Origin of the sequence: Maritimibacter alexandrii, assembly GCF_005871115.1 — a bacterium.
Classification (GTDB): domain Bacteria; phylum Pseudomonadota; class Alphaproteobacteria; order Rhodobacterales; family Rhodobacteraceae; genus Maritimibacter; species Maritimibacter alkaliphilus.
In genome coordinates this window covers 878,776-904,889 of the sequence record NZ_SWKQ01000009.1, presented here as the reverse complement: position 1 = coordinate 904,889, position 26,114 = coordinate 878,776, and the positions used below count along the sequence as shown (strand labels likewise).

Genomic DNA, 26,114 nt, shown 5'->3' with positions numbered 1-26,114 from the left:
GCACCTTGGGTCGATTGGATCGGTTCACGCTGGCCCGCGTTGCGACACAAAGACTTGCCGATTCAACAGAAAAGGGCGGTCCGTCAGGGGCCGCCCTTCGTATCTCAAAAGACCGGATCGCTTAGTTCAGCGCCATGTCGGTGATGTCGAGCGTGTAGGCACCCTCAGGCTCTTTCGTGATGACCGGGTCCGAACCGCCACCCATCAGGGTTTCCACGGTGCGTTCATAGTCGGCCGGGTCGAGCGCGCCGTTGGAACCGGCGGTCAGCTTGGCCACTTCGCCCATCATGCGGATCTGGTGCTGTTCGGTCTGGGCGCCGGTTTCATCGTATTCCAGCACGATCATCGCGGCCTCTTCCGGGTTCTCTTCGGCCCATTTCCAGCCCTTCATCGACGCGCGCACGAAGCGGGCCATCTTGTCCTTGAAGGCCTCGTCCGAAAGGTTCTCTTCCAGCACGTACAGACCGTCTTCAAGCGTCGCGACGCCCTGATCTTCGTACTTGAAGGTGATGAGTTCGTCCTCACCGATGCCGGCGTCGATGACCTGCCAATATTCGTTGTAGGTCATGGTCGAGATACAGGCGGCCTGGTTCTGAAGCAGCGGATCGACGTTGAAGCCCTGCTTGAGCACTTCGACACCGTCGTCGCCTCCCTCGGTCGGGATGCCCAGCGTGCTCATCCACGACAGGAACGGGTATTCGTTGCCGAAGAACCAAACGCCCAGCGTGTTGCCGGGGAAGTCGTCCGGGCTGGTGATCCCGCTTTCCTCAAGACAGGTCAGCATCATGCCGGACGATTTGAACGGCTGCGCGATGTTGACGAGCGGCAGGCCCTGCTCACGCGCGGCGAGGGCGGCGGGCATCCATTCGACGATCACGTCGGCACCGCCACCGGCGATGACCTGCGGGGGCGCGATGTCGGGGCCGCCCGGTTTGATCGTCACGTCGAGGTTCTCTTCCTCGTAAAAGCCCTGTTCGAGCGCGACGTAGTAGCCCGCGAACTGCGCTTGCGTCACCCACTTGAGCTGAAGCGTGACCTCGTCCTGAGCCATTGCGGCCCCCGACGTCAGGGCCAGCGCGGCGGCGGCGAGTTTCATTGATTTCATCATTGGTCTTTCTCCCGTTGGTAAGTTTCGGCTCAGCCTCGTTGTGACGGGTGCCAGAAGGTCACCCCTTTTTCTATGAGTGCCACGGCGCCGTAAAAGACGCTCCCGGCGATCGCGGCGACCGCGATTTCAGCCCAGACCATATCAAGTCTGAGACGCCCGACCTCGGTCGAGATGCGAAATCCCATGCCTTTGATCGGACTGCCGAAAAACTCGGCAACGATGGCCCCGATAAGGGCCAGCGTTGTCGTGATTTTAAGCCCGTTGAAAATGAACGGCATGGCTGCGGGCAAGCGCAGTTTGAACAGCGTCTGGGCGTAGCTTGCCGAATAGGTCGACATCAGGTCGCGCTGCATCCGGGTGGTGGCCGCCAGACCCTCGACCGTGTTCACCAGCATCGGGAAGAAGACCATCACCACGACGACGGCGGCCTTTGAATGCCAGTCGAAGCCGAACCACATGACGAGGATCGGGGCGGTGCCGACGATGGGCAGCGCGGCGATGAAGTTGCCGACGGGCAGAAGCCCCTGTTGCAGGAACTTGGAACGGTCGATCAGGATCGCGGTCAGCACCGCCGCGCCGCAGCCGATCACGTAGCCCGACAGCGCGCCCTTGACGAAGGTCTGAACGAAATCCTCCCACAGCGTCGGCACCGATTGGGTCATGCGCAGCCAGATGTCCGAGGGCGCGGGCAGGATCACCAATGGCACGTTCAGGCCCCGCACCAGCCCCTGCCACACGACGAGGATGGTGATGCCGAAGATCACCGGAACCCCGATGCGCACGGCGCGATATCTGGCCAGGCGCGAATTGGCGAGCCAGACGTTCAGCGCATAGGCCCCGGCCCAGAACGCCGCCGCGAAGATCAGCCAGCCCCAGCTCATGCGTTCATCCCCATTCTGGTAAGGGTGCGGCGCTGGATCACGCCGATGATCCCCACGAGGATCGCGGCGAGGATGGCGGCGGCGAAAAGCGCGGACCAGATTTGAACGGTCTGGCCATAATAGCTGCCCGACAGCATCCGGGCGCCAAGGCCACGGATCGCTCCGGTCGGAAGCTCACCGACGATGGTGCCGACCAGCGCGGCGGCGATCCCCACCTTCAGCGATGCGAAGAGATAGGGCATCGAGGCGGGCAGGCGCAGTTTCCAGAAGGTCTGTGACCGGCTGGCCGAATAGGTTTTCATCAGGTCGAGGTCGAAGGCGGCGGGCGACCGCAGGCCTTTGACCATACCGACGACGACCGGGAAGAAACTCAGATAGGCCGAGATGATCGCCTTGGGGATGATCCCCGTCACACCCAGCGAACTCAACACCACGATAATCATCGGCGCGATGGCGAGGATCGGAATGGTCTGCGACGCGATGGCCCATGGCATCACGCCCATGTCCATCGCGCGACTGTGGACGATCCCGACGGCCAGCAGGATGCCCAGCCCGGTGCCGAAGGCGAAGCCGAGCATGGTGGCCGACAGCGTGATCCAGCCATGGAAGATGAGCGAGCGTTTCGACGTTATCTTCATCTCGACGGTCGATCCCCAAAGCTCGGACACGACCTGATGCGGGGCGGGCAGGCGCGGCCTTTCCTGCGACCATGTGTCGAGGATCAGCTCGCCGGTCGAAAGCTCGACCTCGGCACGCTCGGCTTGATCCAGTGCCCACTGGCTGTTCATCGGGATCGCGGCGGCATACCAGATGACGACGATGGCGGCGACGACGGTGAGGATCGGAACGATGTTCTTCATGCGCCGGTCCTCGCCATACGCAGGTTTCTAATGCCGAAGACGACGTTCAGAAGGCCGATGAGGCCGAAGAGGATCGGCGAGACGTAGCTTCCGCCTTCGGCGTCCAATGCGAAATTGATGGCCACACCGATCAGGATCACCCCGGCGATCAGCAGCATCCAGCCCGACGGGCGGTCACGGGTCGTTCGGCGCGCTTCGTTCGCCGCCTCTTTGGTGTTGGCGGTCCGCACGTATTTGTAAGCGGCGTCCTTTTTGCTGACCATCACGCGCCCTCAGTCATAGCTGTGCCCTTCGCGCAGCCCTTCGCGAACCCTGTGGGCCACGTCGAGAAACTCCTTGCTGTCGCGGATGTCGAGCGGGCGGTCTTTCGGCAGCGGGCTTTCGATGACATCGGTGATCCGACCGGGGCGCGGCGACATGACGACGATCTTGGTCGAAAGAAAAACCGCTTCGGGGATCGAGTGGGTGACGAATGCGATGGTCTTTTCCGTCCGTGTCCACAGGTCCAGAAGCTGTTCGTTCAGGTGATCGCGTACGATTTCATCCAGCGCGCCGAACGGTTCGTCCATCAGCATGATGTCGGCATCGAAGGCCAGCGCACGCGCGATGCTTGCCCGTTGCTGCATCCCGCCCGACAGCTGCCACGGAAATTTCTTGCCGAAACCCTTGAGGTCCACGAGGTCCAGCACCTTTTCGATCCGGCCCGCGTGTTCGGACTTGGGATAACCCATGATCTCGAGCGGGAGGCGGACGTTGCCCGCGATGGTGCGCCACGGGTAAAGCCCCGCCGCCTGAAAGACGTATCCATAGGCCCGCGATTTGCGCGCCTCGTCCGGGGTCATGCCGTTGACGGTCAGCGTGCCGCCCGTCGGATGCTCCAGTCCCGCGATACAGCGCAGGAAGGTGGTCTTGCCACAGCCGGATGGCCCGATGAAGCTGACGAAATCGCCTTTGTCCACGGCCAGATCGACGCCCTTCAGCGCGTGAACCGGTCCATCGTTGGTTTCGAATGTCAGATCGAGCCCCTTTGCCTCGATCACTGGATTTGTGCTCACGAAAGTCCCCACAGTTTCGGTTCGGCGAATTCCACCGAGTTCCCGGCCGGATCACGCACGTAGATCGAACGCGGGCCGTGCGGCCAGTTGAAATCCGACTCGATATCGATCCCCTTGTCCACCAGATAGGCGGCCCATCCGTCCAGCTCTTCGCCCGGTACGGAAAAACAGATGTGCCCCGGACCCGTCGCACCGTGCGGCGGGACCGGAAGCTGGTCGTCACCCGGCGGCACCACCGTTTCCTCGGCCACGAAGGCAAGGACGACGGTCGGCCCGCAGGCAAAAAAGATGTGGCGCGGATCGCGCCGCGTGATGACGTCGAGCCCCACGACACCGGCATAGAAGGATTCGGTCTTGTCGAGATCGTCGACATAAACCGCGGCCTCGAGCACGCCGGTGGGTGTTGCGGGGCTCGTCATCCGTTACACGCCCGTCGCCGGAATGCCCGACCGCTGCACGGGCTGCGGTGCGGTCAGCGCCTTCCACTTTGAGAGCGACGTGTTCACGGTGGCGTTCGGCTCACGCGCGACGAACTCGCCCCAGCCCGGCTTGTGGTTCATCTCGCCGTCCATCACGGCGACATGGCCGCGGGTGAGGACATAGCGGGGCAGGGCCGAGACCTCTTTGCCTTCGAACACGTTGTAGTCGATCGACGACTGCTGCGTGTCCGCCGTGATCGTTTTCGACTTCGCAGGGTCCAGCACCATGATGTCGGCATCCGCGCCCACCAGAATGGCCCCCTTCTTCGGGTAGCAGTTCAGGATTTTGGCGATGTTGGTCGAGGTGACGGCGACGAATTCGTTCATCGTGATCCGCCCCGTTTCGACCCCGTAGGTCCAGAGCATCGGAATACGATCCTCCAGCCCGCCGGTGCCGTTCGGGATCTTGGTGAAGTCGCCGACGCCGTAGCGTTTCTGCTCGGTCGTGAAGGCGCAGTGGTCGGTGGCGACCACGGAAAGCGTGCCCGACGAAAGACCGGCCCACAGGCTGTCCTGATGCTGCTTGTTGCGGAACGGGGGCGACATGACGCGGCGGGCGGCATGGTCCCAGTCCTGATTGAAGTATTCGCTTTCATCCAGCGTCAGATGCTGGATCAGCGGCTCGCCCCAGACGCGCTTGCCCTGCATCTTGGCCCGCCGGATCGCCTCATGGCTTTCCTCGCAGGAGACGTGGACGACGTAAAGCGGCGCACCCGCCATGTCCGCGATCATGATCGCGCGGTTCGTCGCCTCGCCCTCGACCTGCGGCGGGCGGGAATAGGCGTGGGCTTCCGGCCCGGTGTTGCCCTCGGCCAGCAGCTTGGCCGACAGTTCCGCGACCACATCACCGTTTTCGGCGTGAACCATCGGGGTCGCGCCCAATTCGGCCAGACGCATGAAGGACGAATAAAGCTCGTCATCGTTCACCATCAGCGCGCCCTTGTAGGCGAGGAAGTGCTTGAACGTGTTGATGCCGCGCTCTTTGACGACCGTCTCCATCTCGTTGAAGACCTGCTCGCTCCACCATGTCACGGCCATGTGGAAGGAATAGTCACAGGCGGCGCGGGTCGATTTGTTGTCCCAACGCTTGAGTGCATCCAGCAGGCTTTCACCTGGGTTCGGCAGGGCGAAGTCCACGACCATCGTTGTCCCGCCGGCCAGCGCGGCGCGGGTGCCGCTTTCGAAATCGTCCGAGGAATAGGTGCCCATGAACGGCATCTCGAGGTGTGTGTGCGGGTCGATCCCGCCGGGCATGACGTAGCAGCCGGTCGCGTCGAGCGTCTCATCGCCCGACAGACCTTGCCCGATCTCGATGATCTTGCCGTCCTCGATCTTGACGTCGGCCTTGTAGGTCAGGTCGGCGGTGACGATCGTTCCGTCCTTGATGACTTTGGTGGCCATGTTCTCTCTCCTGTTGTTTCCCTGACCTTATTGGACGCAGACGGGATATCCGTCGGCATTGGTCAGCGGATAGATTTTGCCGTCTCTGCGGTAGTGGTAGCAGAACCCGATATCCTCGGGTTCGGTGTAGACCAGTAGGTCCGAATAGGGGATGTCGGCGGGCAGGGCCGCCAGCGCCTCGGGCGTGTGCGGTTCATCGGCGACGTAGTAGTTGGCGGGCAACCCGCCGCTCGACCCCGACTGCCCGCAGGCCGCGAGCGTCAGAGCGAATAGTCCCAGTGCGATGCGTGTCATTGTCCCCCCTCAAACACTTGCAAAACATCCGATGGCGTCGCCGTGGACCGAGATATCGCAGGGTCCGAAACGGCTTTCGACCGCGAGCGAGAAGACGTCGGACCATGGCAGCCAGAAGACCCGGTAAGGCCCCTTGGTCTCGGTCACCGCATAGGCGTAGTCGGTGACCCCGCCCGGAAGGTTCACTTCCATCAGTTCGGGCTCGATCAAAGCAGACTTGAAGTCGGCGAGGATCGCCTCGTTCCATTCCTTGATCCCGGTGTGACGCGCCGGGTCGAACCCGGCGATCTCCGCCTGGATCAACTCCCGGATGCGGGCGACTTCCTTTGCCTGACTTTCATGTTCACTTACCAATTGCGACTCCACTCCCCGAAGGCATGGTTGTCGCTACGCGGACGCAGGTCAAATCAAGTCGTCTCCTTGCATCGCATGCCGATAGGAGCCGGCGACGATTGGCCGGATCAACTCTCAAGAAACGATCTCCGCCGTTTCGAGCGCGGCGTGGAACAAGACGTCGGCCCCGGCCATCGCCCAGTCTTTCGAGATTTCTTCGGCCTCGTTGTGGCTGAGACCATCGACGCAGGGGCACATGATCATCGCGGTCGGGGCGACCTGATTGATCCAGCAGGCATCGTGACCCGCGCCCGAGATGATGTCGCGGTGGCTGTAGCCCAGCCGGTCCGCCGCGTCGCGCACGGCGCTCACGCAGGCCTTGTCGAATTCGACGGGATCGAAGCCGCCGACCTTCTCAAGCTCGACTTCTAGCCCCATCTCGTCGCAGATCTTCTTGGCGCCCTCGGCCAGCCGCTTTTCCATGTCCTGAATCGTGGCGAGGTTCGGAGAGCGGAAGTCGACGGTGAACACCGCCTTGCCGGGGATCACGTTTCGGCTGTTGGGGTAGATGTCGATATGACCAGCAGCCCCCACCGCGTCGGGTTTGTGGGACCAAGCAATCTCGTCCACCAGTTCCAGAATGCGCGCCATGCCCAGCCCTGCGTTCTTGCGCATCGGCATCGGGGTCGAGCCGGTGTGGCTTTCCTTGCCCGTTACGGTCACCTGCGTCCACGACAGGCCCTGACCATGGGTGACGACGCCGATGTCCTTTTCTTCGGCCTCAAGGATCGGCCCCTGTTCGATGTGCAGTTCGAACATCGCGTGCATCTTGCGCGCGCCGACCTCTTCGTCGCCGACCCAGCCGATCCGCTTCAACTCGTCGCCGAACTTTTTGCCTTCCGCATCGACCCGGTCGTAGGCCCAGTCTTGCGTGTGGATGCCCGCGAAAACGCCGGACGACAGCATCGCGGGGGCGAACCGGGTGCCTTCCTCGTTCGTCCAATTCGCGATCACGATGGGATGCTTGGTCTTGATCCCCAGATCGTTCATCGAGCGCACGGCCTCGAGCGCGCCGAGCACGCCCAGAACCCCGTCGTATTTCCCGCCCGTCGGCTGGGTGTCGAGGTGGCTGCCCATGTAGACGGGCAGGGCATCCGGGTCGGTCCCTTCGCGGGTGGCGAACATGTTGCCCATGGTGTCCACGCCCATGCTCATGCCCGCATCCTCGCACCATTTCTGGAACAGGGCGCGGCCCTCGGCATCTGCGTCGGTCAGGGTCTGACGGTTGTTGCCGCCCGCCACACCGGGGCCGATCTTGGCCATTTCCATCAGGCTGTCCCAAAGCCGGTCGGCGTTGATACGAAGGTTCTCACCGGGGGCTGCCATGGCACTCTCCTGTCATTTCGTCGCAGTCGCGGGCGGACGCCCATACATCAGGCGCGCCGCCGTCAAATTGTGCAACAGGGAAATGGGCGGAAGCGTTCGGCTGCGCTGTGACGCCTCCGAACCGATCTGTGATTTCGCGCGATGCAGCATCGCCCTTGTCCCTGTTGCGTCGCCGCGCCCCTTGTTTTGCAGGGGCTTCGGCAGGATTTCTGGTTTTTACCATTCGGTTAAATCAAGGCTAGCACAGGCCAACCCATCGTCAACCGGCGTTCACTGCCCGCGCGAGATGCAGGTCAGCGGATCGCCCATCGGGTTGTTCGGATGTTCGAGCCACGTGCGCTTGTCGTCCTCCGCCGGGATGGTCATGCCGGTCCGCAAGTCGGTTTCGCCGGGTTCAAGGCGGCGCATGGTGATGCAGCCTTCGACCGGGCAGACGTTGACGCACAGGTTGCAGGCGACGCATTCGTCGTCCTTCACCGTGAAAGTGCGGTCTTCCGACATGGCGATGGCCTGATGCGAGGTGTCCTCGCACGCCGCGAAACAGCGCCCGCAGGAAATGCAGAGGTCCTGATCGATTTCGGCCTTGGTCACGTAGTCGAGGTTCAGGTGCTGCCAGTCGGTGACCCGCGGGGTCGCCATGCCGATGAAGTCCGAGGTCTTGGTATAGCCCTTTTCGTCCATCCACTGGCTCAGGCCCGAGCACATCTCTTTCACGATGCGGAAGCCATAGGTCATCGCCGCCGTGCAGACCTGCGCATTGCCCGCGCCCAGTGCCATGAACTCGGCCGCGTCGCGCCATGTCGAAATTCCGCCGATGGCCGAGATCGGGATGCCTGCGGTTTTTTCCCAACGGGCCACTTCGGCGACCATGTTCATCGCGATGGGTTTCACCGCCGGGCCGCAATAGCCGCCGTGGGTGCCAAGGCCGTCGATCATCGGTTCGGGGCACATCGCGTCGAGGTTCACGGACGTGATCGAGTTGATCGTGTTGATCATCGACACCGCATCGGCCCCGCCCTGTTTCGCGGCAAGCGCAGGCTGGCGGATATCGGTGATGTTCGGCGTGAGTTTCACGATGCAGGGCAGGTCGGAGTGCTTCTTCACCCATTCTGTGATCTGGCCGACATACTCGGGCACTTGACCCACCGCAGAGCCCATGCCGCGTTCGGCCATGCCATGTGGGCAGCCGAAGTTCAGTTCGACCCCGTCCGCGCCAGTCTCGCCCACACGGTCGAGGATCTTGCGCCACGCATCCTCATCCAGCGGAACCATGAGCGACACGACCACGGCGCGATCCGGGTAGTCGGCCTTCACGCGCTTGATCTCGTCGAGGTTCGTCTGAAGCGGGCGGTCGGTGATGAGTTCGATGTTGTTGAGGCCCAGAAGCCGCCGATCCGCGCCCCAGATCGCGCCATAACGCGGGCCCGAGACGTTCACGACGGGCGGGCCTTCTTCGCCCAGCGTCTTCCACACGACACCGCCCCATCCGGCCTCGAAGGCGCGGCGGACGTTGTATTCCTTGTCGGTCGGCGGTGCCGAGGCCAGCCAGAACGGGTTGGGGGATTTGATACCTACGAAATCGGTCGTCAGGTCTGCCATGTCATTGGCCTCCTACGGTCTGAAGAAGAATGAGATTGCCCTCGCTGTCGTGGATCATCGCCCAGCGGGTCGACGGGTCCCACGGCGCGGTGTCCGGGCCGAGATGGATGGGCACGCCCAGATTCCTGAGCGCGGCCACGTCGGCGTCGACGTCGTCACACAGGAGAACGAGGGCGGGCTTGTCGGTTGGGGTGATCGCGCTTTCCTTCGCGATCTGGAGCATGGTCTGCGCACCGGGAAGCTGGACGAAGATCCAGCGGTCGTCGCCATAGGCCTCATCCCGTTCCACCTCGAAGCCCAGCTTCTCGGTATAGAACGCCACCGCGCGCGCCTGATCCGTCGCGCCGATGGACTGGAAATGGATGTGGCTGGGCATGTTGCCTGGCTCCCCGGTTCGGTCCGCTTATCCCATAAGGCTCGCGTGGATGTCCTCGGCGGCGTCGCGGCCCTCGGACACGGCCACCACGGTCAGGTCTTCGCCCGCCGTGCAGTCGCCCCCGGCCCAGACCCCCGCGCGCGATGTGCGCCCGGCGCCCGTCACCTTGATCTTGCGCCCGTCGGTGTCGAGGCCTGCAACCTCATCGAACACCTGCCCGATGGCCTTGAACACCTGATCGGCGGGCAGCGTGAAGGTCTCGCCCGTCGGCTTGGCGTTCTCGTCGGTGTAGGCGAGTTCGATGGCGGCGACGTGCCCCTCGCCGATCAGCGAGACGGGCGCGACGCCCGACATGATGTGCACGCCCTTGGATTGCGCGAGGTGCTGCTCGTATTCCGATGCTGGCATCTTGTCCTGCGACCGGCGGTAGGCCAGCGTGACGTTCTCGGCGCCCAGCAGTTTGGATTGAACGGCAGCGTCGATCGCGGTCATGCCACCGCCGATGACCACCACGTTGCGGCCAACGGGAAGCTTGGTCAGGTCGTCGGCCTGGCGCAGGTCCGCGATGAATTTCACCGCATCCACGACGCCGCCAAGCTCTTCGCCCTCGATCCCGAGCGCGTTGGTGTTGCCCAGCCCGATCCCGAGAAAGACCGCATCGAAGTCGGCGGCCAACCCGTTGAGCGTGATGTCGGAACCGAGCGCCTTGCCCAGTTCCATCGTGATCCCGCCGATCTGCATCAGCCAGTCGACTTCACGCGCAGCGAAATCATCGACGGTCTTGTAGGTCGCGATCCCGTATTCGTTCAGCCCGCCCGGTTTCGGCTTGGCGTCGTAAATCACCACGTCATGCCCATGCATCGCCAGCCGGTGTGCCGCCGACAGACCCGCAGGCCCGGCGCCGACGACCGCCACGCGCTTTCCGGTCGGCTCGGCCCGCTTGAACGGGTGCACGTTCGCGCGCATCAGCGTGTCGGTGGCGTAGCGTTGCAGGCGGCCGATCTGCACCGGCTCGCCCTCGGCCACCTCGCGCACGCAGACCTCTTCGCACAGCGTTTCGGTCGGACAGACGCGGGCGCACATGCCGCCGAGGATATTCTGTTCGAGGATCGTCTTGGCCGCCGCTTCCGGCGTGCCGGTCATGATCTGGCGGATGAAAAGCGGAATGTCGATGTCGGTCGGGCAGGCTTCCATGCACGGCGCATCGTGGCAGAAATAACAGCGGTCCGCCGCGACATGCGCTTCATGCGCATCGAGCGGCGGATGCAAATCCGAAAAGTTGTCGGCCAGCGCCGGTGCCTGCAAACGCTCGGCAACCACGCCGGGGGTTTGTGGGGAATGGGTCACGGCTGTCTCCCTGTAGATTGTTCTTTTGGAGAACGCTGGCATGACTCGACTTTTTTATCAATTGGTAAAAATTATTGAGATGTTTCATTCCGCACCTGCCGCGCGACGCGCCGGATATTTTTCCATTTGGTCAATTGTTGTGCAAAGCGTTGACGAAGGCGTTGCTTCGACTTCGTGAAGGGAACGGGCGCTACCCGCAATTGGGTCTCGCCCTCGCACTCATTCGCCTTTAAGATGTATGGCGGGGCGAGTGGTTGCAAACCGGAAAAATGGTTCGGGCCGGTCGTAGAGATTGATGGGAAACACGAAACCGGGCGCGACGAAAGCTCGGTGGGTATCGTGAGGGCTGAATTTGGATCAGGTGGTCGAAGATCTGATTGTCGTGGGAATTGCAGCGTCGGCAGGGGGGCTCGAGGCCACGTCCTTGCTGGCCCAGAACCTGCCCAAGAGCCTGAATTGCGCCTATGTGATCGCGCAGCATATGTCGCCCAGCCACAAGAGTATGCTGGTGCCGCTCTTGTCGCGCGAGACTCGGCTGAAGGTCGAAGAGGTCGAGGCGGAAACCGTGCCGTCGCCCGGAACGATCTATGTCCCGCCACCGGGCCGCGATGTCGTGTTGGAGAACGGCACGCTCGTCCTGCGCGAACCCGTCGGTCACCATGCCGCGCCCAAGCCGTCCGCCGACCGCCTTCTGAAATCGCTGGCGAGCGATCTGGGGTCGAACGCGGTCGGTGTCGTGCTGTCCGGCACCGGAAGCGACGGGTCATATGGCGTGCAGGCGATCCGCGAAGCCGGCGGGATCACCATCGCGCAAGACCCCGGCACGTCGAAATACGACTCGATGCCGATCTCGGCGATCCGGACGGGTTGCGTCGACCTCACGCTCACGCCCGAACAGATCGGCCAGCACCTTGCCACCGTCCTGCAACAGCCGCGCGATCTGTCGTCGCTCAAGGATCTGAACGAAAAGACGTCGAAGAACCACGACCTGTTCCAGATCCTGCTCGCACACACACTGGTCGATTTCCGGCACTACAAGGAAACGACGATCAACCGTCGCATCCATCGCCGGATGTTCGCGAAGGGCATCGAGACGTTCGAGGAATATGTCGAGCTTTGCCGCCGCTCGGTGGAAGAGGTCGAGGCGCTGTATCGCGACCTCCTGATCTCGGTCACCAACTTCTTCCGCGATCCCGATCAGTTCGCCGCGCTGGAACAGGAAATCGCCGAGCGGTTCGCCGATCACGACGACGAAACGATCCGGGTCTGGGTGCCGGGATGCGCGACGGGGGAAGAGGCGTATTCCATCGCGATCCTCGTGGCCGAGGCGCTGGGCGGGCTTGAAAAACTGTCCAAGGACAAGCTTCAGATTTTCGCGACGGACATCGACGACCGGGCGCTGGGCATAGGTCGCAAGGGCAAATACCCGGCCTCTGCCGCCAGCGACATTCCGGCGCGTTTTCTCGACCGTTACTTCGACGTGTCCGACGACACGGTGAAGGTGAAGGACAAGCTCAAGCAGCATGTTATGTTCACCCGTCACAACGTGTTTCAGGATGCGCCGTTCATGTCGATCGACCTCGTTTCGATCCGAAACGTGCTTATCTATTTCGAGGCGAAGTTGCAGGAGCGCGTGCTGACCCGCATTCAGTATGCGCTGAAATCGGATGGTCTGTTGTTCCTCGGCACGTCCGAGACGACGGGCGTGCTGGAAAGCTACTTCGTGCCCATCGAGTCGAACTCGAAGATCTTCGGCAAGCGTTCGCTGCGTCTGTCCCGTCCGCCGGGGCCGGAACGCACCTTGCCTGCGGGGCTCAATTTCCAGTCGGGGTCGGGCACCGGGTTCCATCGCGGCCAGATCGTCCACGAAAACACGTGGCGCTTCGACTCGCTCGCCCGGTCGGTCGTGTCCACAGGCATCCTGACGAACAGCGAAAAGTCGATCCTCAAGATCTACGGCGACATCGCCGAATTCGTTGAGATGCGGGAGCCGATTCAGGGCAGCATGACCCTTGGCGTCCTGAAAAAGACTTTGGCCTATGAGGCCGGGTCGATGGTTCTGGTTGCGCTGAAACACAAGGAAACGCGCGCCGGTCAATGGCACCAGATCGACGGGCGCGGATACAACAACCTTCGCATGGTCGCCTATCCGATCATGCCGGAAAGCGGCGATTCCGAGAATGAGCCGCTCGTCCTGATCGGTTTTGAGACCGAGATGCGGGAAGAGCCGAAGGGCGACGAAGCCGAGCGGACGGATTACCTCGACTATCTCGAAACCGAACTGACCCGCACCCGCGATACGCTTCAGGTCACCATCGAACAGCTTCAGACATCGAACGAAGAGCTTCAGTCGCTGAACGAAGAACTCCAGTCGTCCAACGAGGAATTGCAGTCCACGAACGAGGAGCTCGAAACCTCGAACGAGGAGCTTCAGTCGACGAACGAAGAACTCATCACGGTGAACGAGGAACTGCTGGTCAACACCTCGCAGCTTGAGCGGACGACCGCAGAGCTCAACGGTCTGATCTCGGGCATCCCTACGGTGATGATGATGCTGGACCTCGGCCTGCTTATCCGCCACGCGTCGAAAAGCGCGATCCAGACGTTCCAGATCAAGGAACGGGGGCATTCGCTGGGTCATCTGTCGCAGTGCTACATTCCCAAAGGCTACCCGCCCCTCGTCGACATCTGTTCGCAGGCCCTGCTCGACCGGCAGGTTCACACCCGCAACATCGAAATCGGCGACTCGCTCATCACCCTGTCCGTGTCTCCCTTGTCCACCGAGGGCGAGGGGCTGATCGGCCTGATCGTTCTGGCCGACGAGGTGGATATGTCCATCGAAGGCAAGCTGAACGAGACGCTGCGCACCTTCGGCGACATCGGCACCTGGAAGATGAACCTTACGACGGGCGAACTGGACTGGTCGCGTGAGACCTATCTGATCCACGGTATCGACCCGGACAACCACCGCAGGCAGTTGGACGAAGGGGTGAACTTCTATCATCCCGACGATCAGGCGATGGTGCGCACGGCCATCGACAAGACCGTCGAAACCGGCGAGCCCTTCCACTTCTTCGCCCGCCTCAATCGCGCGGACGGGCGCACGATCGTGGTCGAAGCGGCCGGATCGTCGGTGCGGAACGAGGCTGGCGAAGCCGTGGCGCTGGTCGGCGTGTTCCGCGATTTCTCGCGCCAGCGGAACGAAGACCTGCTGGTTCAGCATTATAACGAGGTCGCGGCGGATCAGGGGATCGGGTTCTATTCCTACGATATCGAACACGACCTGCCGTACTGGAGCCCGCAGCTTTACGACATCCTCGGCCTCGATCCGAGCGATCCCCCGGTGGTCGATACGGCGCTGCGCCTGTTCGTGGGGGACGCGCGCGACCGCGTCGCGGATTACATGCAGTCGGCGATCGAGAAGAACGAGCCTTACGACTACGTCGAAGAGATCGAGCGCCCGGATGGAAGCCGCGCGAAGTGCCGCGGCACGGGGCGTGCGGAAGTGGATGAAAACGGCAAGGCGACCCACCTGTACGGGTCGTTTCAGATCGTGACCTGACCCGAAACGGCGCTACGGCGGGGCAGGCGTTAAGAGTTTGTTAACTCGCGAGAAGTAGCGCGAAGCCGTTGAGGTGACTAGAGTATGAGCATGGAACAGATCTCGGAAGACGGACCCAACGACACGCTCCAGATTCGCCTCGTCCGCGATTCGGACTCGGGCGAATGGTTCGCCGAGCAGATCGACATCAACCGCGGCGACGTCCATCACCGCATTGGATTTCGCAAAAACCTGCCGCTTGCGCAGGCCTTCGTTCCGCAGTTTCTGGGCGAGTTGCAGCCCTACCTGCCCGACGGGCCGGCGAAGGGCGTGATGGCCGATAGTTCCGCGCTCATCGAAATTCCCGGTTTGGTGCTTGGCGGCATCCGCGTCATCGCGCAGTCGGTCGTCACCGGCATTCAGTCGCTGACCATCCGCTTCATTCGGGCGCTGGGCGCGCTTCAGGCGGTGCTTCTGCCTAAGTACCGGACCGAGACGGATATGTTCGCCAAACTCGAAGGGGCGGCGGCCCATACGCTCTTGTCGCTTCTGCACCCCGCGCTCGATCTTGCCGACGTCGGGCCGCCGACCACCCTCAGCCGCAATGTGATGGAGCAGGTGGCCGAACGGCTGGAGGTGCTTGCGCGCAACCGGAACGAGATCGGGTTCTTCGCGGTCCTGCTGCAACGCTATCTGCGCAATGCCCCCGACCTCGACCTTGCGGCCCGGCAAATCGCGGCCCAGACAAACGCCATCGGACGGTATTGAGCGTTTCCGCATCGGCCCGTTCAGCGGGCACCATCCTTGAGGATCAATCTGCGGCGAACGCCCGACAAAGCGGATGATCCGGGTCTTTGAGCCCGTCGATCACGTCGAAGTGGTGACGCCCCGGATCGGCGACGAGCGGTATGTACCAGGCTTCGGCGAGTAGCGCGGCTTGCCGCAGGAACTCTGGCCGTTCCCGTGCGCCGACCCATGCGGTCACATCCACCTTCCCGCGCTTGTCGCCCAGCGCGGGACTTTCCGCAGCCGCCTCATCGGCATCGAGGCGCAGGGCCTCGTTCATCGAATTCCGTCGAAGCGGGCGCAGATCGTGCAGGCCCGAGATCGAGACGACCCGTTCGACCCGGTCGGCAACCGCTGCGGGGAGGGGGGTAGACTCCGAAACCATGCGGGTGACCAGATGGCCACCTGCCGAATGTCCGGTCAGCCGGATCGGCCCCGCAATCCGCTCGCCCGCCGCAGCAATGGCGCTTGCGATGTCATTGGAGATTTCCGAAATCCGCACCTCGGGGGCCAAGCGGTAACTCGGCATCGCGACGGCCCAGCCATGTGCCAACGCGCCCTCAGCCAGATCCGACCAGAAAGATTTGTCGAACCTGAGCCAGTAGCCGCCATGCACGATGACCGCCAACCCGCGTGGTGCGCCGGTCGGGTGAAACAGGTCGAACACCTGCCTGTCATGATCGCCATAGGGAATGTCGAACGCGGCGGACGCGCTCTTGCGGAAGGCCTTAGCCCTGTCGGTCCAGAGATCGGGATAGGTTTCGCCGCCGTCGATGCGGCCTGCATTCACGAAGGCTTCTTCCCAGTCGATCCCGGTGTCCGCCACTGCACTGCCCATCGCCGCACCCCTCTCGCACGCTCTGGTTCAGGGTATAGTGCAAACATAAATATTTCAAGCTTGAAGTATCTTCGACAAGGCGTAGGCTTTGGGTGAGTCGGGGCTTGATCCCGGCATTGGGAAAGGAGCGCCACGATGCGGATCGCCTGTCTGGGTGGTGGACCCGCCGGTCTCTACTTCGCGATTTCGATGAAGCTGCGCGACCCGTCGCACGAGATCGTCGTGATGGAGCGAAACCGTGCCAACGACACGTTCGGCTGGGGCGTGGTTCTCAGCGACGACGCGCTGGAAAACCTCGAAGCGAACGATCCGAAAAGCGCGCAGCAGATCCGCGATCACTTCGCCTACTGGGACGATATCGCGGTCATTCATGGCGACGTGCGAACGGTGTCGGGCGGCCACGGTTTCGCGGGAATCGGGCGCAAGCAGATGTTGGTGCTGTTACAGGAGCGGGCGCGCGAGCTTGGGGTCGACTTGCGGTTCGAAACCCAATTCGACGATGTCGAGGCGATCCGAAAGGACTATGACCTCGTGGTCGGCTGCGACGGCCTGAACTCCCGCGTGCGGGCCACCTATGCCGACACGTTCAAACCGGACGTGGACACGCGAAAGTGCAAGTTCGTCTGGCTCGGCACACATCAGAAATTCGACGACGCCTTCACCTTCATCTTCGAAAAGACCGAACATGGCTGGGTCTGGGCCCATGCCTATCAATTCGACGCCGACACCGCGACCTTCATCGTCGAATGCTCGCAGGAGACTTGGGATCGCTTCGGCTTCGAAGACATGACCAAGGACGAAACGGTCGAAACCTGCCGCCGCATCTTCGAGCGTCATCTCGACGGTCATGACCTGATGTCGAACGCGGGCCATCTGCGCGGCTCGGCGGTCTGGATCAACTTCCCCCGTGTGCTGTGCGAACGCTGGCACCATGAGAACGTGGTGCTTCTGGGCGACGCCTCGGCCACCGCGCATTTCTCGATCGGGTCGGGCACGCGGCTTGCCTTCGACAGTGCCATCGCGCTGGCGGAATTCCTGCATCGCGAGCCGACGATGGAGCGTGCGTTCGAGCGGTATCAGGACGAGCGGCGGCTCGACGTGTTGCGCCTTCAATCGGCTGCCCGCAACTCGCTTGAGTGGTTCGAGGATGTGGAACGCTACCTCGACCTCGACCCGGTGCAGTTCAACTATTCGCTCCTGACGCGGTCGCAGCGGATCAGCCACGAAAACCTCCGCCTGCGCGATCCCGACTGGTTGGCCAGTGCGGAACGCTGGTTCGCGATGCGCGCGGGCGTGGACGGAAACGCGCCGGTCCGCGCTCCGATGTTCACACCGTTCAAGCTGCGCAACATGGAGCTGAAGAACCGCATCGTCGTGTCGCCCATGGCGCAATACAAAGCCAAGGACGGCACGCCGACCGATTGGCACCTCGTCCATCTTGGCGAGCGCGCCAAGGGTGGGGCGGGGCTGGTGTTCACCGAAATGACCTGCGTGTCCCCCAAGGGCCGGATCACGCCGGGCTGCCCCGGACTTTACGCGCCGGAGCATGAAGCGGCGTGGACCCGGATCGTGGAGTTCGTCCATGCGGAAACCGATGCCCGCATCTGCTGCCAGATCGGGCACTCGGGCCGCAAAGGCTCCACCAACCTCGGGTGGGAGGGGATGGATGCCCCCTTGGCCTCGGGCAACTGGGATCTGATCTCGGCTTCGGCGATCCCGTGGTCCGAAGACAACGCCACGCCACGGGAAATGACCCGCGCGGACATGGACGAGGTTCGCGATCAGTTCGTGGCCTCCACCGAAATGGCCGCACGGGCGGGGTTCGACATGATCGAACTCCACGCGGCGCACGGCTATCTATTGTCCTCGTTCATCTCGCCGACCTCCAACACACGCACGGACGACTACGGCGGGTCGCTGGACAACCGCCTGCGCTATCCTCTCGAAGTGTTCGAAGCGATGCGGGCGGTATGGCCGGCGGGCAAACCCATGTCGGTCCGCATCTCGGCGCACGATTGGGTGGGCGAGGCCGGGGTGACGCCCGAAGAAGCCGTCGAAATCGCGCGGGCGTTCGATCTGGCCGGGGCCGACCTGATCGACGTGTCGGCCGGCCAGACCTCGACCGAAGCGCAGCCCGTCTATGGCCGCATGTTCCAGACGCCGTTTTCCGACCGGATCAAGAACGCGGCGGGGATTACAACGATGGCCGTCGGCAACATCTACGAAGCCGACCACGCCAATTCGATCCTCATGGCCGGGCGCGCCGATCTGGTCGCCATCGCCCGCCCGCATCTCGCCGATCCCTACTGGACCCTGCACGAAGCCACCCGCGTCGGTGATCGCGCCGAGGCATGGCCGCTGCCCTATCTCGCCGGGCGCGATCAGGCTTGGCGACTGGCCGACCGCGATGCCGAGGCGGCACGGGTATGAGCCTTAAGGGTCGTCATATCGTGGTCACAGGCGGCGGAACGGGTGTCGGCGCCGCGACCGCGCAGGCACTTGCAAAGGCCGGGGCCACGGTCACCGTCATGGGCCGGACCGAGGCGCCGCTGGCCGAACAGGGTCTGCCGTACCAGATCTGCGATGTCACCGACTCCGAAGCGGTCGGTGCGGCCTTCGACAAGGCGCGCGATCAGGCGGGGCCGATTCATGGCGTCGTGGCCAATGCGGGCATGGCCGAAAGCGCCCCGTTCGCGCGTATGACCCCCGACCTCATGTCGCGGACGCTGGCGGTCAACGTCATCGGCACGTCGAATGTCTGGCAGGCCGCGCTGGCCGACATGAAGGCCGCAGGATGGGGCCGGATGGTCGCCATCGCATCTTCGGCGGGGCTGAAGGGTTACCCATACGTCTCGGCCTACTGCGCGGCCAAGCATGGGGTCGTCGGCCTGACCCGTGCCCTTGCGCTGGAACTGGCGAAAACGCCCATCACCGTCAACGCCGTCTGCCCCGGCTTCATCGACACGCCGATGCTGGATCGATCGGTCGAAAATATCGTCAAGACCACGGGCATGAGCGACGAGGCCGCCCGCTCCTCGCTTTCCGCCAACAATCCGCAAGGGCGGTTCATCGAGACGGACGAGGTCGCGGGCGCGGTGCTTTGGCTCATGTCGGATGCCGCGCGGTCGGTGAACGGCCACACGCTTTCGATCACGGGGGGTGAGGTATGACGGCGGACGCCGGGCAACGCCCCTCACAAACCCTCTCGAAGGAGCGTCTTCGCCTGTGGCTGAAGCTGCTCAAGGCCAGCGGCATGATCGAGGAAGAGGTGCGCCGCCGCCTGCGCCGGGATTTCGACTGGACCCTGCCGCGCTTCGACGTGATGTCCGCGCTCCACCGCCACCCGGACGGGCTGAAGATGAGCGAGATTTCCCGGCTCCTGCGTGTGTCGAACGGAAACATCACCGGCATCGTCGACAAGCTGACCGACGAGGGGTTGGCGTTGCGCGTTTCGGTCGCGGGCGACAGGCGAGCGAACCTGATCCGCCTGACCCCGAAAGGGCGCGCGCTTTTCGCCGACCACGCTGCCGTGCACGAGGGCTGGATCGACGAACTGCTCGGCTCGGTCGACGCGGACGGCATCGCCAACATGACCGCTTGGCTCGACGAGCTGACGACACACCACGAGGAGGAGACCTGACATGCGCACCGACGTGTCCCATTTCAAATGCGAGATCGACGGCGCCATCGCCATCGTCTCGCTCGACCGGCCCGAGCGGAAGAACCCGCTGACCTTCGACAGCTACGCCGAGATGCGCGACTGGTTTCGCGAGCTTCACTACGACGACGAAGTGAAGGCGGTGATCCTTGCGCCGAACGGCGGGAATTTCTCGTCCGGCGGCGATGTGCGCGACATCATCGGGCCGCTCACCAAGATGACGATGAAGGAGCTTTTGACCTTCACCCGGATGACCGGCGATCTGGTCAAGGCGATGATCGGCTGCGGCAAACCCATCATCGCGGCGGTCGACGGCGTGTCGGCGGGCGCGGGCGCGATCATCGCCATGGCCTCGGACCTGCGGATTTCGACGCCGTCATCAAAGACCGCGTTCCTGTTCAACCGCGTCGGCCTTGCGGGCTGCGACATGGGCGCTTGCGCCATGCTGCCCCGGATCATCGGTCAGGGCCGGGCGTCCGAGCTTTTGTATCTGGGCCGGTCCATGACAGCCGAAGAAGGCCATGCATGGGGCTATTTCAACGCGGTCGTCGAGCCGGACGCGCTGATGGACGAGGCGCGCAAGATGGCAGGCCGGATCGCGTCGGGGCCGACATTCTCGAACATGATGACCAAGACGATGCTGGCGCAGGAATGGTCGATGAGCCTCGATCAGGCGATCGAGGCCGAGGCGCAGGCCCAAGCGATCTGTATGCAGGGGCAGGACTTCACCCGCGCCTACGAGGCGTTCATCGCGGGCCAAACGCCCGTGTTCGAGGGCGACTGATGGCCGACACGAGCTATCTCGACTGGCCGTTCTTCGAGCCGCGCCACCGCGACCTCGCCGAATGGCTGGACGGCTGGGCGACGACTGCGCTGGACAGCATCGACCATACGGACACGGATGCAGCCTGCCGGGCGCTGGTGGCTGCGCTTGGGGATGCAGGCGTGCTGAAACATTCGGCGTCCGAGATCGGGGCGCTCGACGTCCGCTCGCTCGCCCTGATCCGCGAGACGCTTGCCCGCCACGACGGTCTGGCCGATTTCGCTTTTGCCATGCAGGGGCTTGGCACCGGGGCGATCACGCTGTTCGGGAGCGACGCGCAGAAACGCGAATGGCTGCCCAAGACCCGGAGCGGCGCGGCGATTTCCGCCTTTGCGCTGACCGAGCCGGGGTCGGGGTCGGACGTGGCGAATTCCACGATGACCGCGACCCGCGACGGCGACCACTATGTCCTGAACGGCGAAAAGACGTGGATCTCCAACGGCGGGATCGCGGATGTCTACACGCTCTTTGTCCGCACGGGTGAGGCACCTGGGGCCAAGGGGTTGTCGTGCTTCATCGTCACCCCGGACCTGCCGGGGTTCGAGGTGGCCGAACGGCTGGAAACCATCGCGCCCCATCCGCTCGCCACGCTGCGGTTCAGAGACTGCCGGGTGCCCGCGTCGGCGATGATCGGTGGCCCCGGCGAGGGGTTCCGCATCGCCATGTCGGTGCTCGACGTGTTCCGCGCCTCGGTTGCCGCCGCCGCGCTCGGTTTCGCCCGCCGCGCGCTGGACGAGTCGCTGACCCGCGTGACCACCCGCCGCGTGCAGGGCGCGCCACTGGCCGAGCTTCAGATGGTGCAGGGGCATATCGCCGACATGGCGCTCGACATCGACGCCGCCGCGCTTCTCGTCTACCGCGCCGCGTGGACCAAGGATGCCGGCGCGCCGCGCGTCACCCGCGAGGCGGCGATGGCGAAGCTCTTCGCCACCGATCAGGCGCAGAAGGTCATCGATACGGCGGTGCAGCTTCACGGCGGCGACGGCGTCCGCTCCGGCAGCGCCGTCGAGACACTTTACCGCGAAATCAGAGCGTTACGCATCTACGAGGGCGCCTCCGACGTTCAGCGCGTCGTCATCGCCCGCCAAACGCTCGCACAACACCACAGGGGTTAGCCATGCTTGGTCCGTCCGCGCATATCGACACGTTCACACGCGACAGTCTGCCGCCCGCGGACAGTTGGCCGGACCTGATGCTGGACGGGTTCGAGTATCCCGAGACCCTCAACGCGGGCTATGAACTGACCGACGCGATGGTCGCCAAGGGGTTTGGCGATCACGTGGCGCTGATCGGGAACGGGCGACAGCGGACCTATAAGGAACTGGCCGACTGGACCAACCGGCTGGCCCATGTGCTGGTCGAAGATTTCAAGGTGAAACCGGGCAACCGCGTGCTGATCCGGTCCGCCAACAACCCCGCGATGGTGGCCGCCTGGCTTGCCGCGACCAAGGCGGGCGCGGTCGTGGTCAACACCATGCCGATGCTGCGGGCCGGGGAACTCGCGAAATACGTCGAGGCCGCCGAGATCAAGCTTGCCTTGTGCGATACGCGGCTGATGGACGAAATGATCCTCTGTGCGAAATCCAGCGACATTCTGGAAACGGTGGTGGGGTTCGACGGCACTTCGAACCATGACGCCGAACTCGACCGTTTGGCGCTTGAAAAGCCGGTCACGTTCGATGCCGTTCCGACCGCCTCGGACGATGTGGCGCTGATCGGGTTCACGTCGGGTTCGACGGGAACGCCCAAGGGCACGATGCATTTCCACCGCGATCTGCTGATTATCGCGGATGGCTATGCGAAAGAGGTTCTGTCGGTCGTGCCCGAGGACATTTTCGTCGGCTCGCCGCCGCTTGCCTTTACCTTCGGGCTTGGCGGCCTCGCGATCTTTCCGCTGCGCTTCGGGGCGACGGCGACCCTGCTTGAAAACGCCTCGCCCCCGAACATGATCGAGATCATCCAGAAGTACCGCGCGACCGTGTGTTTCACCGCGCCCACCGCCTACCGCGTGATGCTGCGGGCGATGGACGAGGGCGCGGACCTGTCGTCCCTGCGCGCGGCGGTCTCGGCGGGCGAGACGCTGCCGGGCCCGGTCTATGACGAATGGCAGGAAAAGACCGGCAAGCCGATGCTCGACGGGATCGGCGCGACCGAGATGCTGCACATCTTCATCACCAATCGCTTCGACGATCACAAACGGGCCTGCACCGGCAAACCCGTCACGGGTTACGAAGCCAAGGTGATCGGACCGGAGGGCCAAGACCTGCCAGCGGGCGAGATCGGGCGCCTTGCCGTCCGTGGCCCGACCGGGTGCCGCTATCTGGGCGGGCATCGGCAGGAGGAATACGTGGTCGATGGCTGGAACATCACCGGCGACGCCTTCGTGCAGGACGAAGACGGGTATTTCCACTTCGCGGCCCGCAACGACGACATGATCGTCTCGTCCGGCTACAACATCGCGGGGCCGGAGGTGGAAGCCGCGCTTCTGTCGCATGATGCCGTGCTGGAATGCGCCGTGATCGGCGTGCCGGACGACGAACGCGGCCAAATCGTCGAGGCGCATGTGGTGCTGACCGAGGGCGCGGCGGACGACGCGCTGATGGTCAAGACCCTTCAGGACCACGTGAAGGCGCAGATCGCCCCCTACAAATACCCCCGCAGCGTGCGGTTCACCGAGGCGCTTCCAAAGACGGAAAGCGGGAAAATCCAACGCTTCAAGCTGAAAGCCGACAGATGAGCAGCGACGCATACGATCCCGGCAGCGAAGGCGCCAAGATGGCGATGGCCGGGGCCATGTCCTATGGCGATTACCTCGACCTCGACACCCTGCTCGACCAGCAGAACCCGCTCTCCGGCGCGCATGATGAGTTGCTGTTCATCATCCAGCACCACACGAGCGAGCTTTGGATGAAGCTGATCCTGCACGAGATGCAGGCGGCCCGCGAAGCCCTGATCGCGCGCGATCTGCCGCCGATGTTCAAGATGCTCGCCCGCGTGTCGCGCATCTTCGAACAGCTCAATAACCAGTGGGACATCCTGCGCACGATGACCCCGTCGGATTATACCACCTTTCGCGAGGTGCTCGGCCCGTCCTCCGGGTTCCAGTCCTACCAATACCGGCTGATCGAATACGTCCTCGGCAACCGCAATCCGAACCTGCTGAAACCACATGCCCATGTGCCGGAGATTCACGCGAAGCTCGCCCGCGAACTCGAACGTCCGAGCCTTTATGACGAGGCGGTGCGGTTCCTGTTCGAAACGCTCGACGGAAACGACCGCGACATGCCTGCGCCGCAACTGACCCATCCGCATCAGGCGGTCGAGGCCATTCAGGAGCGGTGGGCGGCCGTCTATCGCGACGTGCGCGCGCATTGGACGCTTTACGAACTGGCCGAGAAACTGGTCGATCTCGAGGACTATTTCCGGCGCTGGCGCTTCAACCACGTCACCACGGTCGAACGGGTGATCGGCTTCAAACGCGGCACCGGCGGCACGTCCGGCGTGACTTATCTGCGCAAGATGCTCGACGTCGAACTGTTTCCGGAACTCTGGCATCTGAGGGGTGAGCTATGACCGTCTTGCGCAAGGAATTGTTCCACCTTCCCGAGGGCGTCGTTTACCTTGACGGCAACTCGCTCGGCCCGTTGCCCGTGAACGCCGAGGCCCGCGCGCGGGAGGTGATGACCCGCGAATGGGGACAGGATCTGATCCGCGCGTGGAACACCGCCGACTGGATTTCGCTACCCAAGAAGGTGGGCGACCGGATCGGCCGGATCATCGGCGCGCCGGAGGGCAGCGTCGCGACCGGCGATACCTTGTCGATCAAGGTCTATCAGGCGCTCGCCGCCGCTTTGAAGATGAACCCGGATCGCCGCGCGATCCTGTCGGACAGCGGCAATTTTCCCACCGATCTTTACATGGCGCAGGGTCTGATCGGCACCATCGATAAGGGATACGAGCTTCGCACGCCCGCGCCCGAGGATGTCGTGGACGCCATCACCGACGAGGTCGCAGTGGTCATGCTGACCCATGTCGATTACCGCACGGGCCGGATGCACGACATGTCCGCGATCACACGCGCGGCCCATGCGGTCGGCGCGGTGATGATCTGGGATCTCGCCCATAGCGCCGGGGCGGTGCCGGTGGATATGGCCGGGTCGGGTGCCGAATTCGCGGTCGGCTGCACCTATAAATATCTGAACGGTGGCCCCGGTGCCCCGGCCTTCATCTATGCCCGCCCGGATATCGTCGAGACGGTTCAGCCTGCGCTCGCCGGTTGGATGGGCCATGAGGAGCCGTTTGCGATGGACCCGGACTACCGCCCCGCCATGTCGACCGAGCGCCTGCGCGTCGGCACGCCACCGATCCTGCAACTGTCGGTTCTGGATGCCGCGCTCGATGCGTGGGACGGGCTTTCGATGGACGATGTCCGGGCGGCGTCGATCCGGCTGTCGGACCTTTTCATCGCCGAGGTCGAGCAGCTGTGTCCGACCTTGACGCTCGCTTCGCCGCGTGATGCGGGGGTTCGGGGCAGCCAGGTCTCGTTCCGGTTCGAGCACGGCTATTCCGCCATTCAGGCGCTGATCGACCGGGGGGTGATCGGCGACTTCCGCGCGCCAGACATCATGCGGTTCGGCTTTACGCCGCTTTACCTGGATGAGGGCGATATTCGCGCGGCGGCTGCTCACGTGGCGACCGTCATCAACGACAGCCTGTGGAACGATCCGAAATATCAGACGCGTTCGCGCGTGACATGACCCGAGGGCGTGGAGGAGAACCGATGAAACCTGAAACCATTCACCCCGAAGGCTGGGCGCCCGCTCTGGGCTATGCGAACGGGATGCATATGCCGGACGGGACGCTGCACATCGGCGGGCAGATCGGCTGGGACGCGCAAAAGGTTTTCGTCGAGGGCGGCTTTCTCGAACAGATGGAGCAGGCGCTGGCCAACATCGCCGCCATCGTCCGGGCGGCGGGCGGAGATGTGACCGACGTGGGCCGGCTGACGTGGTTCGTGAAGGACAAGGCCGAATACCTCGCCCATCAGCGCGAGATCGGGGCGGCCTATCGTCGCATCTTCGGCAAACATTTCCCCGCCATGTCGCTGGTCGTCGTCAAAGATCTGGTCGAGGACGAGGCGCTGGTGGAGATCGAAGCCACGGCATTCGTCGCGCGCTAGACGCGCGTCGGTCGCGTTCAATCTGGTGGCCACTTTAGGGCGGCACACATTCTCCTTTCGACTGCGATGAGGCCGCTTCGGGGCCGCCGGGCGGCGGTTCGTGGGGGGCTGAGAGCCCAGCCCTGTAAGGCCTCGCACGTGGGGTGGGTGACGATGAGCCTTGCGTCGTC

At 63.5% G+C, this 26,114-nt stretch carries 25 protein-coding genes; 11 read left to right on the top strand and 14 right to left on the bottom strand.

What is annotated here, in order from left to right; translation table 11 throughout:
- Positions 1-121: 121 nt before the first annotated feature.
- The 13 genes from FCT00_RS05375 to FCT00_RS05315 all read right to left on the bottom strand — a co-directional run bounded on the left by FCT00_RS05375 (position 122) and on the right by FCT00_RS05315 (position 11,119).
- On the bottom strand, positions 122-1,105 hold the full coding sequence (locus tag FCT00_RS05375; protein WP_171042926.1) for an ABC transporter substrate-binding protein: 984 nt from the start codon (positions 1,103-1,105) through the stop codon (positions 122-124).
- 32 nt (positions 1,106-1,137) lie between these two features.
- Positions 1,138-1,989 carry an ABC transporter permease gene (locus FCT00_RS05370; RefSeq protein ID WP_138422128.1) on the bottom strand — a complete coding sequence of 284 codons (852 nt, stop codon included), beginning with the start codon at positions 1,987-1,989 and terminating at the stop codon, positions 1,138-1,140.
- Complete coding sequence (locus FCT00_RS05365; RefSeq protein ID WP_008333014.1) at positions 1,986-2,849, bottom strand: ABC transporter permease; 864 nt, start codon at positions 2,847-2,849, stop codon at positions 1,986-1,988. The genes FCT00_RS05370 and FCT00_RS05365 overlap by 4 nt, the downstream gene beginning before the upstream one ends.
- A complete protein-coding gene (locus FCT00_RS05360) occupies positions 2,846-3,112 on the bottom strand; it encodes a hypothetical protein (protein ID WP_138422127.1) in 267 nt (88 codons plus the stop codon). The genes FCT00_RS05365 and FCT00_RS05360 overlap by 4 nt, the downstream gene beginning before the upstream one ends.
- Positions 3,113-3,121: 9 nt before the next feature.
- On the bottom strand, positions 3,122-3,904 hold the full coding sequence (locus FCT00_RS05355; protein WP_138422126.1) for an ABC transporter ATP-binding protein: 783 nt from the start codon (positions 3,902-3,904) through the stop codon (positions 3,122-3,124).
- Positions 3,901-4,323, bottom strand: a complete 423-nt coding sequence (locus tag FCT00_RS05350) for a VOC family protein (RefSeq protein ID WP_138422125.1) — start codon at positions 4,321-4,323, stop codon at positions 3,901-3,903. The genes FCT00_RS05355 and FCT00_RS05350 overlap by 4 nt, the downstream gene beginning before the upstream one ends.
- Before the next feature lie 3 nt (positions 4,324-4,326).
- A complete protein-coding gene (hydA, locus tag FCT00_RS05345) occupies positions 4,327-5,784 on the bottom strand; it encodes a dihydropyrimidinase (RefSeq protein ID WP_008333027.1) in 1,458 nt (485 codons plus the stop codon).
- Between the two features lie 27 nt (positions 5,785-5,811).
- Positions 5,812-6,078, bottom strand: a complete 267-nt coding sequence (locus FCT00_RS05340) for a hypothetical protein (protein WP_040884982.1) — start codon at positions 6,076-6,078, stop codon at positions 5,812-5,814.
- Between the two features lie 9 nt (positions 6,079-6,087).
- A complete protein-coding gene (locus tag FCT00_RS05335) occupies positions 6,088-6,432 on the bottom strand; it encodes a hypothetical protein (protein ID WP_138422124.1) in 345 nt (114 codons plus the stop codon).
- A gap of 114 nt (positions 6,433-6,546) precedes the next feature.
- Positions 6,547-7,797, bottom strand: a complete 1,251-nt coding sequence (locus FCT00_RS05330; protein ID WP_138422123.1) for a Zn-dependent hydrolase — start codon at positions 7,795-7,797, stop codon at positions 6,547-6,549.
- 270 nt (positions 7,798-8,067) lie between these two features.
- Complete coding sequence (gene preA / locus FCT00_RS05325) at positions 8,068-9,396, bottom strand: NAD-dependent dihydropyrimidine dehydrogenase subunit PreA (protein ID WP_138422122.1); 1,329 nt, start codon at positions 9,394-9,396, stop codon at positions 8,068-8,070.
- Position 9,397: 1 nt separating this feature from the next.
- Complete coding sequence (locus FCT00_RS05320) at positions 9,398-9,772, bottom strand: VOC family protein (RefSeq protein WP_138422121.1); 375 nt, start codon at positions 9,770-9,772, stop codon at positions 9,398-9,400.
- Positions 9,773-9,799: 27 nt separating this feature from the next.
- Complete coding sequence (locus FCT00_RS05315) at positions 9,800-11,119, bottom strand: NAD(P)-dependent oxidoreductase (protein WP_235888939.1); 1,320 nt, start codon at positions 11,117-11,119, stop codon at positions 9,800-9,802.
- Between the two features lie 361 nt (positions 11,120-11,480).
- On the opposite strand from FCT00_RS05315, the gene FCT00_RS05310 reads away from it, so the two are divergent.
- Together FCT00_RS05310 and FCT00_RS05305 are read left to right on the top strand one after the other, a co-directional pair.
- Positions 11,481-14,681: a chemotaxis protein CheB gene (locus FCT00_RS05310; RefSeq protein ID WP_235888964.1), complete on the top strand. Its 3,201-nt coding sequence runs from the start codon at positions 11,481-11,483 to the stop codon at positions 14,679-14,681.
- 84 nt (positions 14,682-14,765) lie between these two features.
- Positions 14,766-15,428: a hypothetical protein gene (locus tag FCT00_RS05305; protein ID WP_138422118.1), complete on the top strand. Its 663-nt coding sequence runs from the start codon at positions 14,766-14,768 to the stop codon at positions 15,426-15,428.
- 43 nt (positions 15,429-15,471) lie between these two features.
- Here the strand turns inward: FCT00_RS05305 and FCT00_RS05300 are convergent, their stop codons facing one another.
- Positions 15,472-16,284, bottom strand: coding sequence for an alpha/beta hydrolase (locus FCT00_RS05300; RefSeq protein ID WP_138422117.1), 813 nt, complete (start codon positions 16,282-16,284; stop codon positions 15,472-15,474).
- A 135-nt stretch (positions 16,285-16,419) separates the two neighbouring features.
- Between FCT00_RS05300 and FCT00_RS05295 the strand changes: the two genes are divergently transcribed.
- The 9 genes from FCT00_RS05295 to FCT00_RS05255 are packed head-to-tail and all read left to right on the top strand — an operon-like array spanning position 16,420 to position 25,944.
- Positions 16,420-18,714 (top strand): bifunctional salicylyl-CoA 5-hydroxylase/oxidoreductase, encoded by a 2,295-nt coding sequence (locus tag FCT00_RS05295; RefSeq protein WP_138422116.1) that lies wholly within the window; start codon positions 16,420-16,422, stop codon positions 18,712-18,714.
- Entirely contained in the window at positions 18,711-19,454 is a 744-nt protein-coding gene (locus tag FCT00_RS05290) for an SDR family NAD(P)-dependent oxidoreductase (RefSeq protein WP_138422115.1), read from the top strand. The genes FCT00_RS05295 and FCT00_RS05290 overlap by 4 nt, the downstream gene beginning before the upstream one ends.
- The gene (locus FCT00_RS05285; RefSeq protein ID WP_040884994.1) at positions 19,451-19,924 is read left to right on the top strand and encodes a MarR family winged helix-turn-helix transcriptional regulator; all 474 of its coding nucleotides are present in this window, start codon (positions 19,451-19,453) and stop codon (positions 19,922-19,924) included. Before FCT00_RS05290 ends, FCT00_RS05285 begins: the two co-directional genes overlap by 4 nt.
- Before the next feature lies 1 nt (position 19,925).
- On the top strand, positions 19,926-20,726 hold the full coding sequence (locus FCT00_RS05280; RefSeq protein WP_138422114.1) for an enoyl-CoA hydratase family protein: 801 nt from the start codon (positions 19,926-19,928) through the stop codon (positions 20,724-20,726).
- Entirely contained in the window at positions 20,726-21,880 is a 1,155-nt protein-coding gene (locus FCT00_RS05275; protein ID WP_138422113.1) for an acyl-CoA dehydrogenase family protein, read from the top strand. Before FCT00_RS05280 ends, FCT00_RS05275 begins: the two co-directional genes overlap by 1 nt.
- Positions 21,881-21,882: 2 nt before the next feature.
- Positions 21,883-23,502, top strand: a complete 1,620-nt coding sequence (locus FCT00_RS05270) for an AMP-binding protein (RefSeq protein ID WP_138422112.1) — start codon at positions 21,883-21,885, stop codon at positions 23,500-23,502.
- Positions 23,499-24,338, top strand: coding sequence for a tryptophan 2,3-dioxygenase (locus FCT00_RS05265; protein WP_138422111.1), 840 nt, complete (start codon positions 23,499-23,501; stop codon positions 24,336-24,338). Before FCT00_RS05270 ends, FCT00_RS05265 begins: the two co-directional genes overlap by 4 nt.
- Complete coding sequence (gene kynU / locus FCT00_RS05260) at positions 24,335-25,522, top strand: kynureninase (RefSeq protein WP_138422110.1); 1,188 nt, start codon at positions 24,335-24,337, stop codon at positions 25,520-25,522. The genes FCT00_RS05265 and kynU overlap by 4 nt, the downstream gene beginning before the upstream one ends.
- A 23-nt stretch (positions 25,523-25,545) precedes the next feature.
- Positions 25,546-25,944, top strand: coding sequence for a RidA family protein (locus FCT00_RS05255; RefSeq protein ID WP_138422109.1), 399 nt, complete (start codon positions 25,546-25,548; stop codon positions 25,942-25,944).
- Positions 25,945-26,114 lie beyond the last annotated feature (170 nt).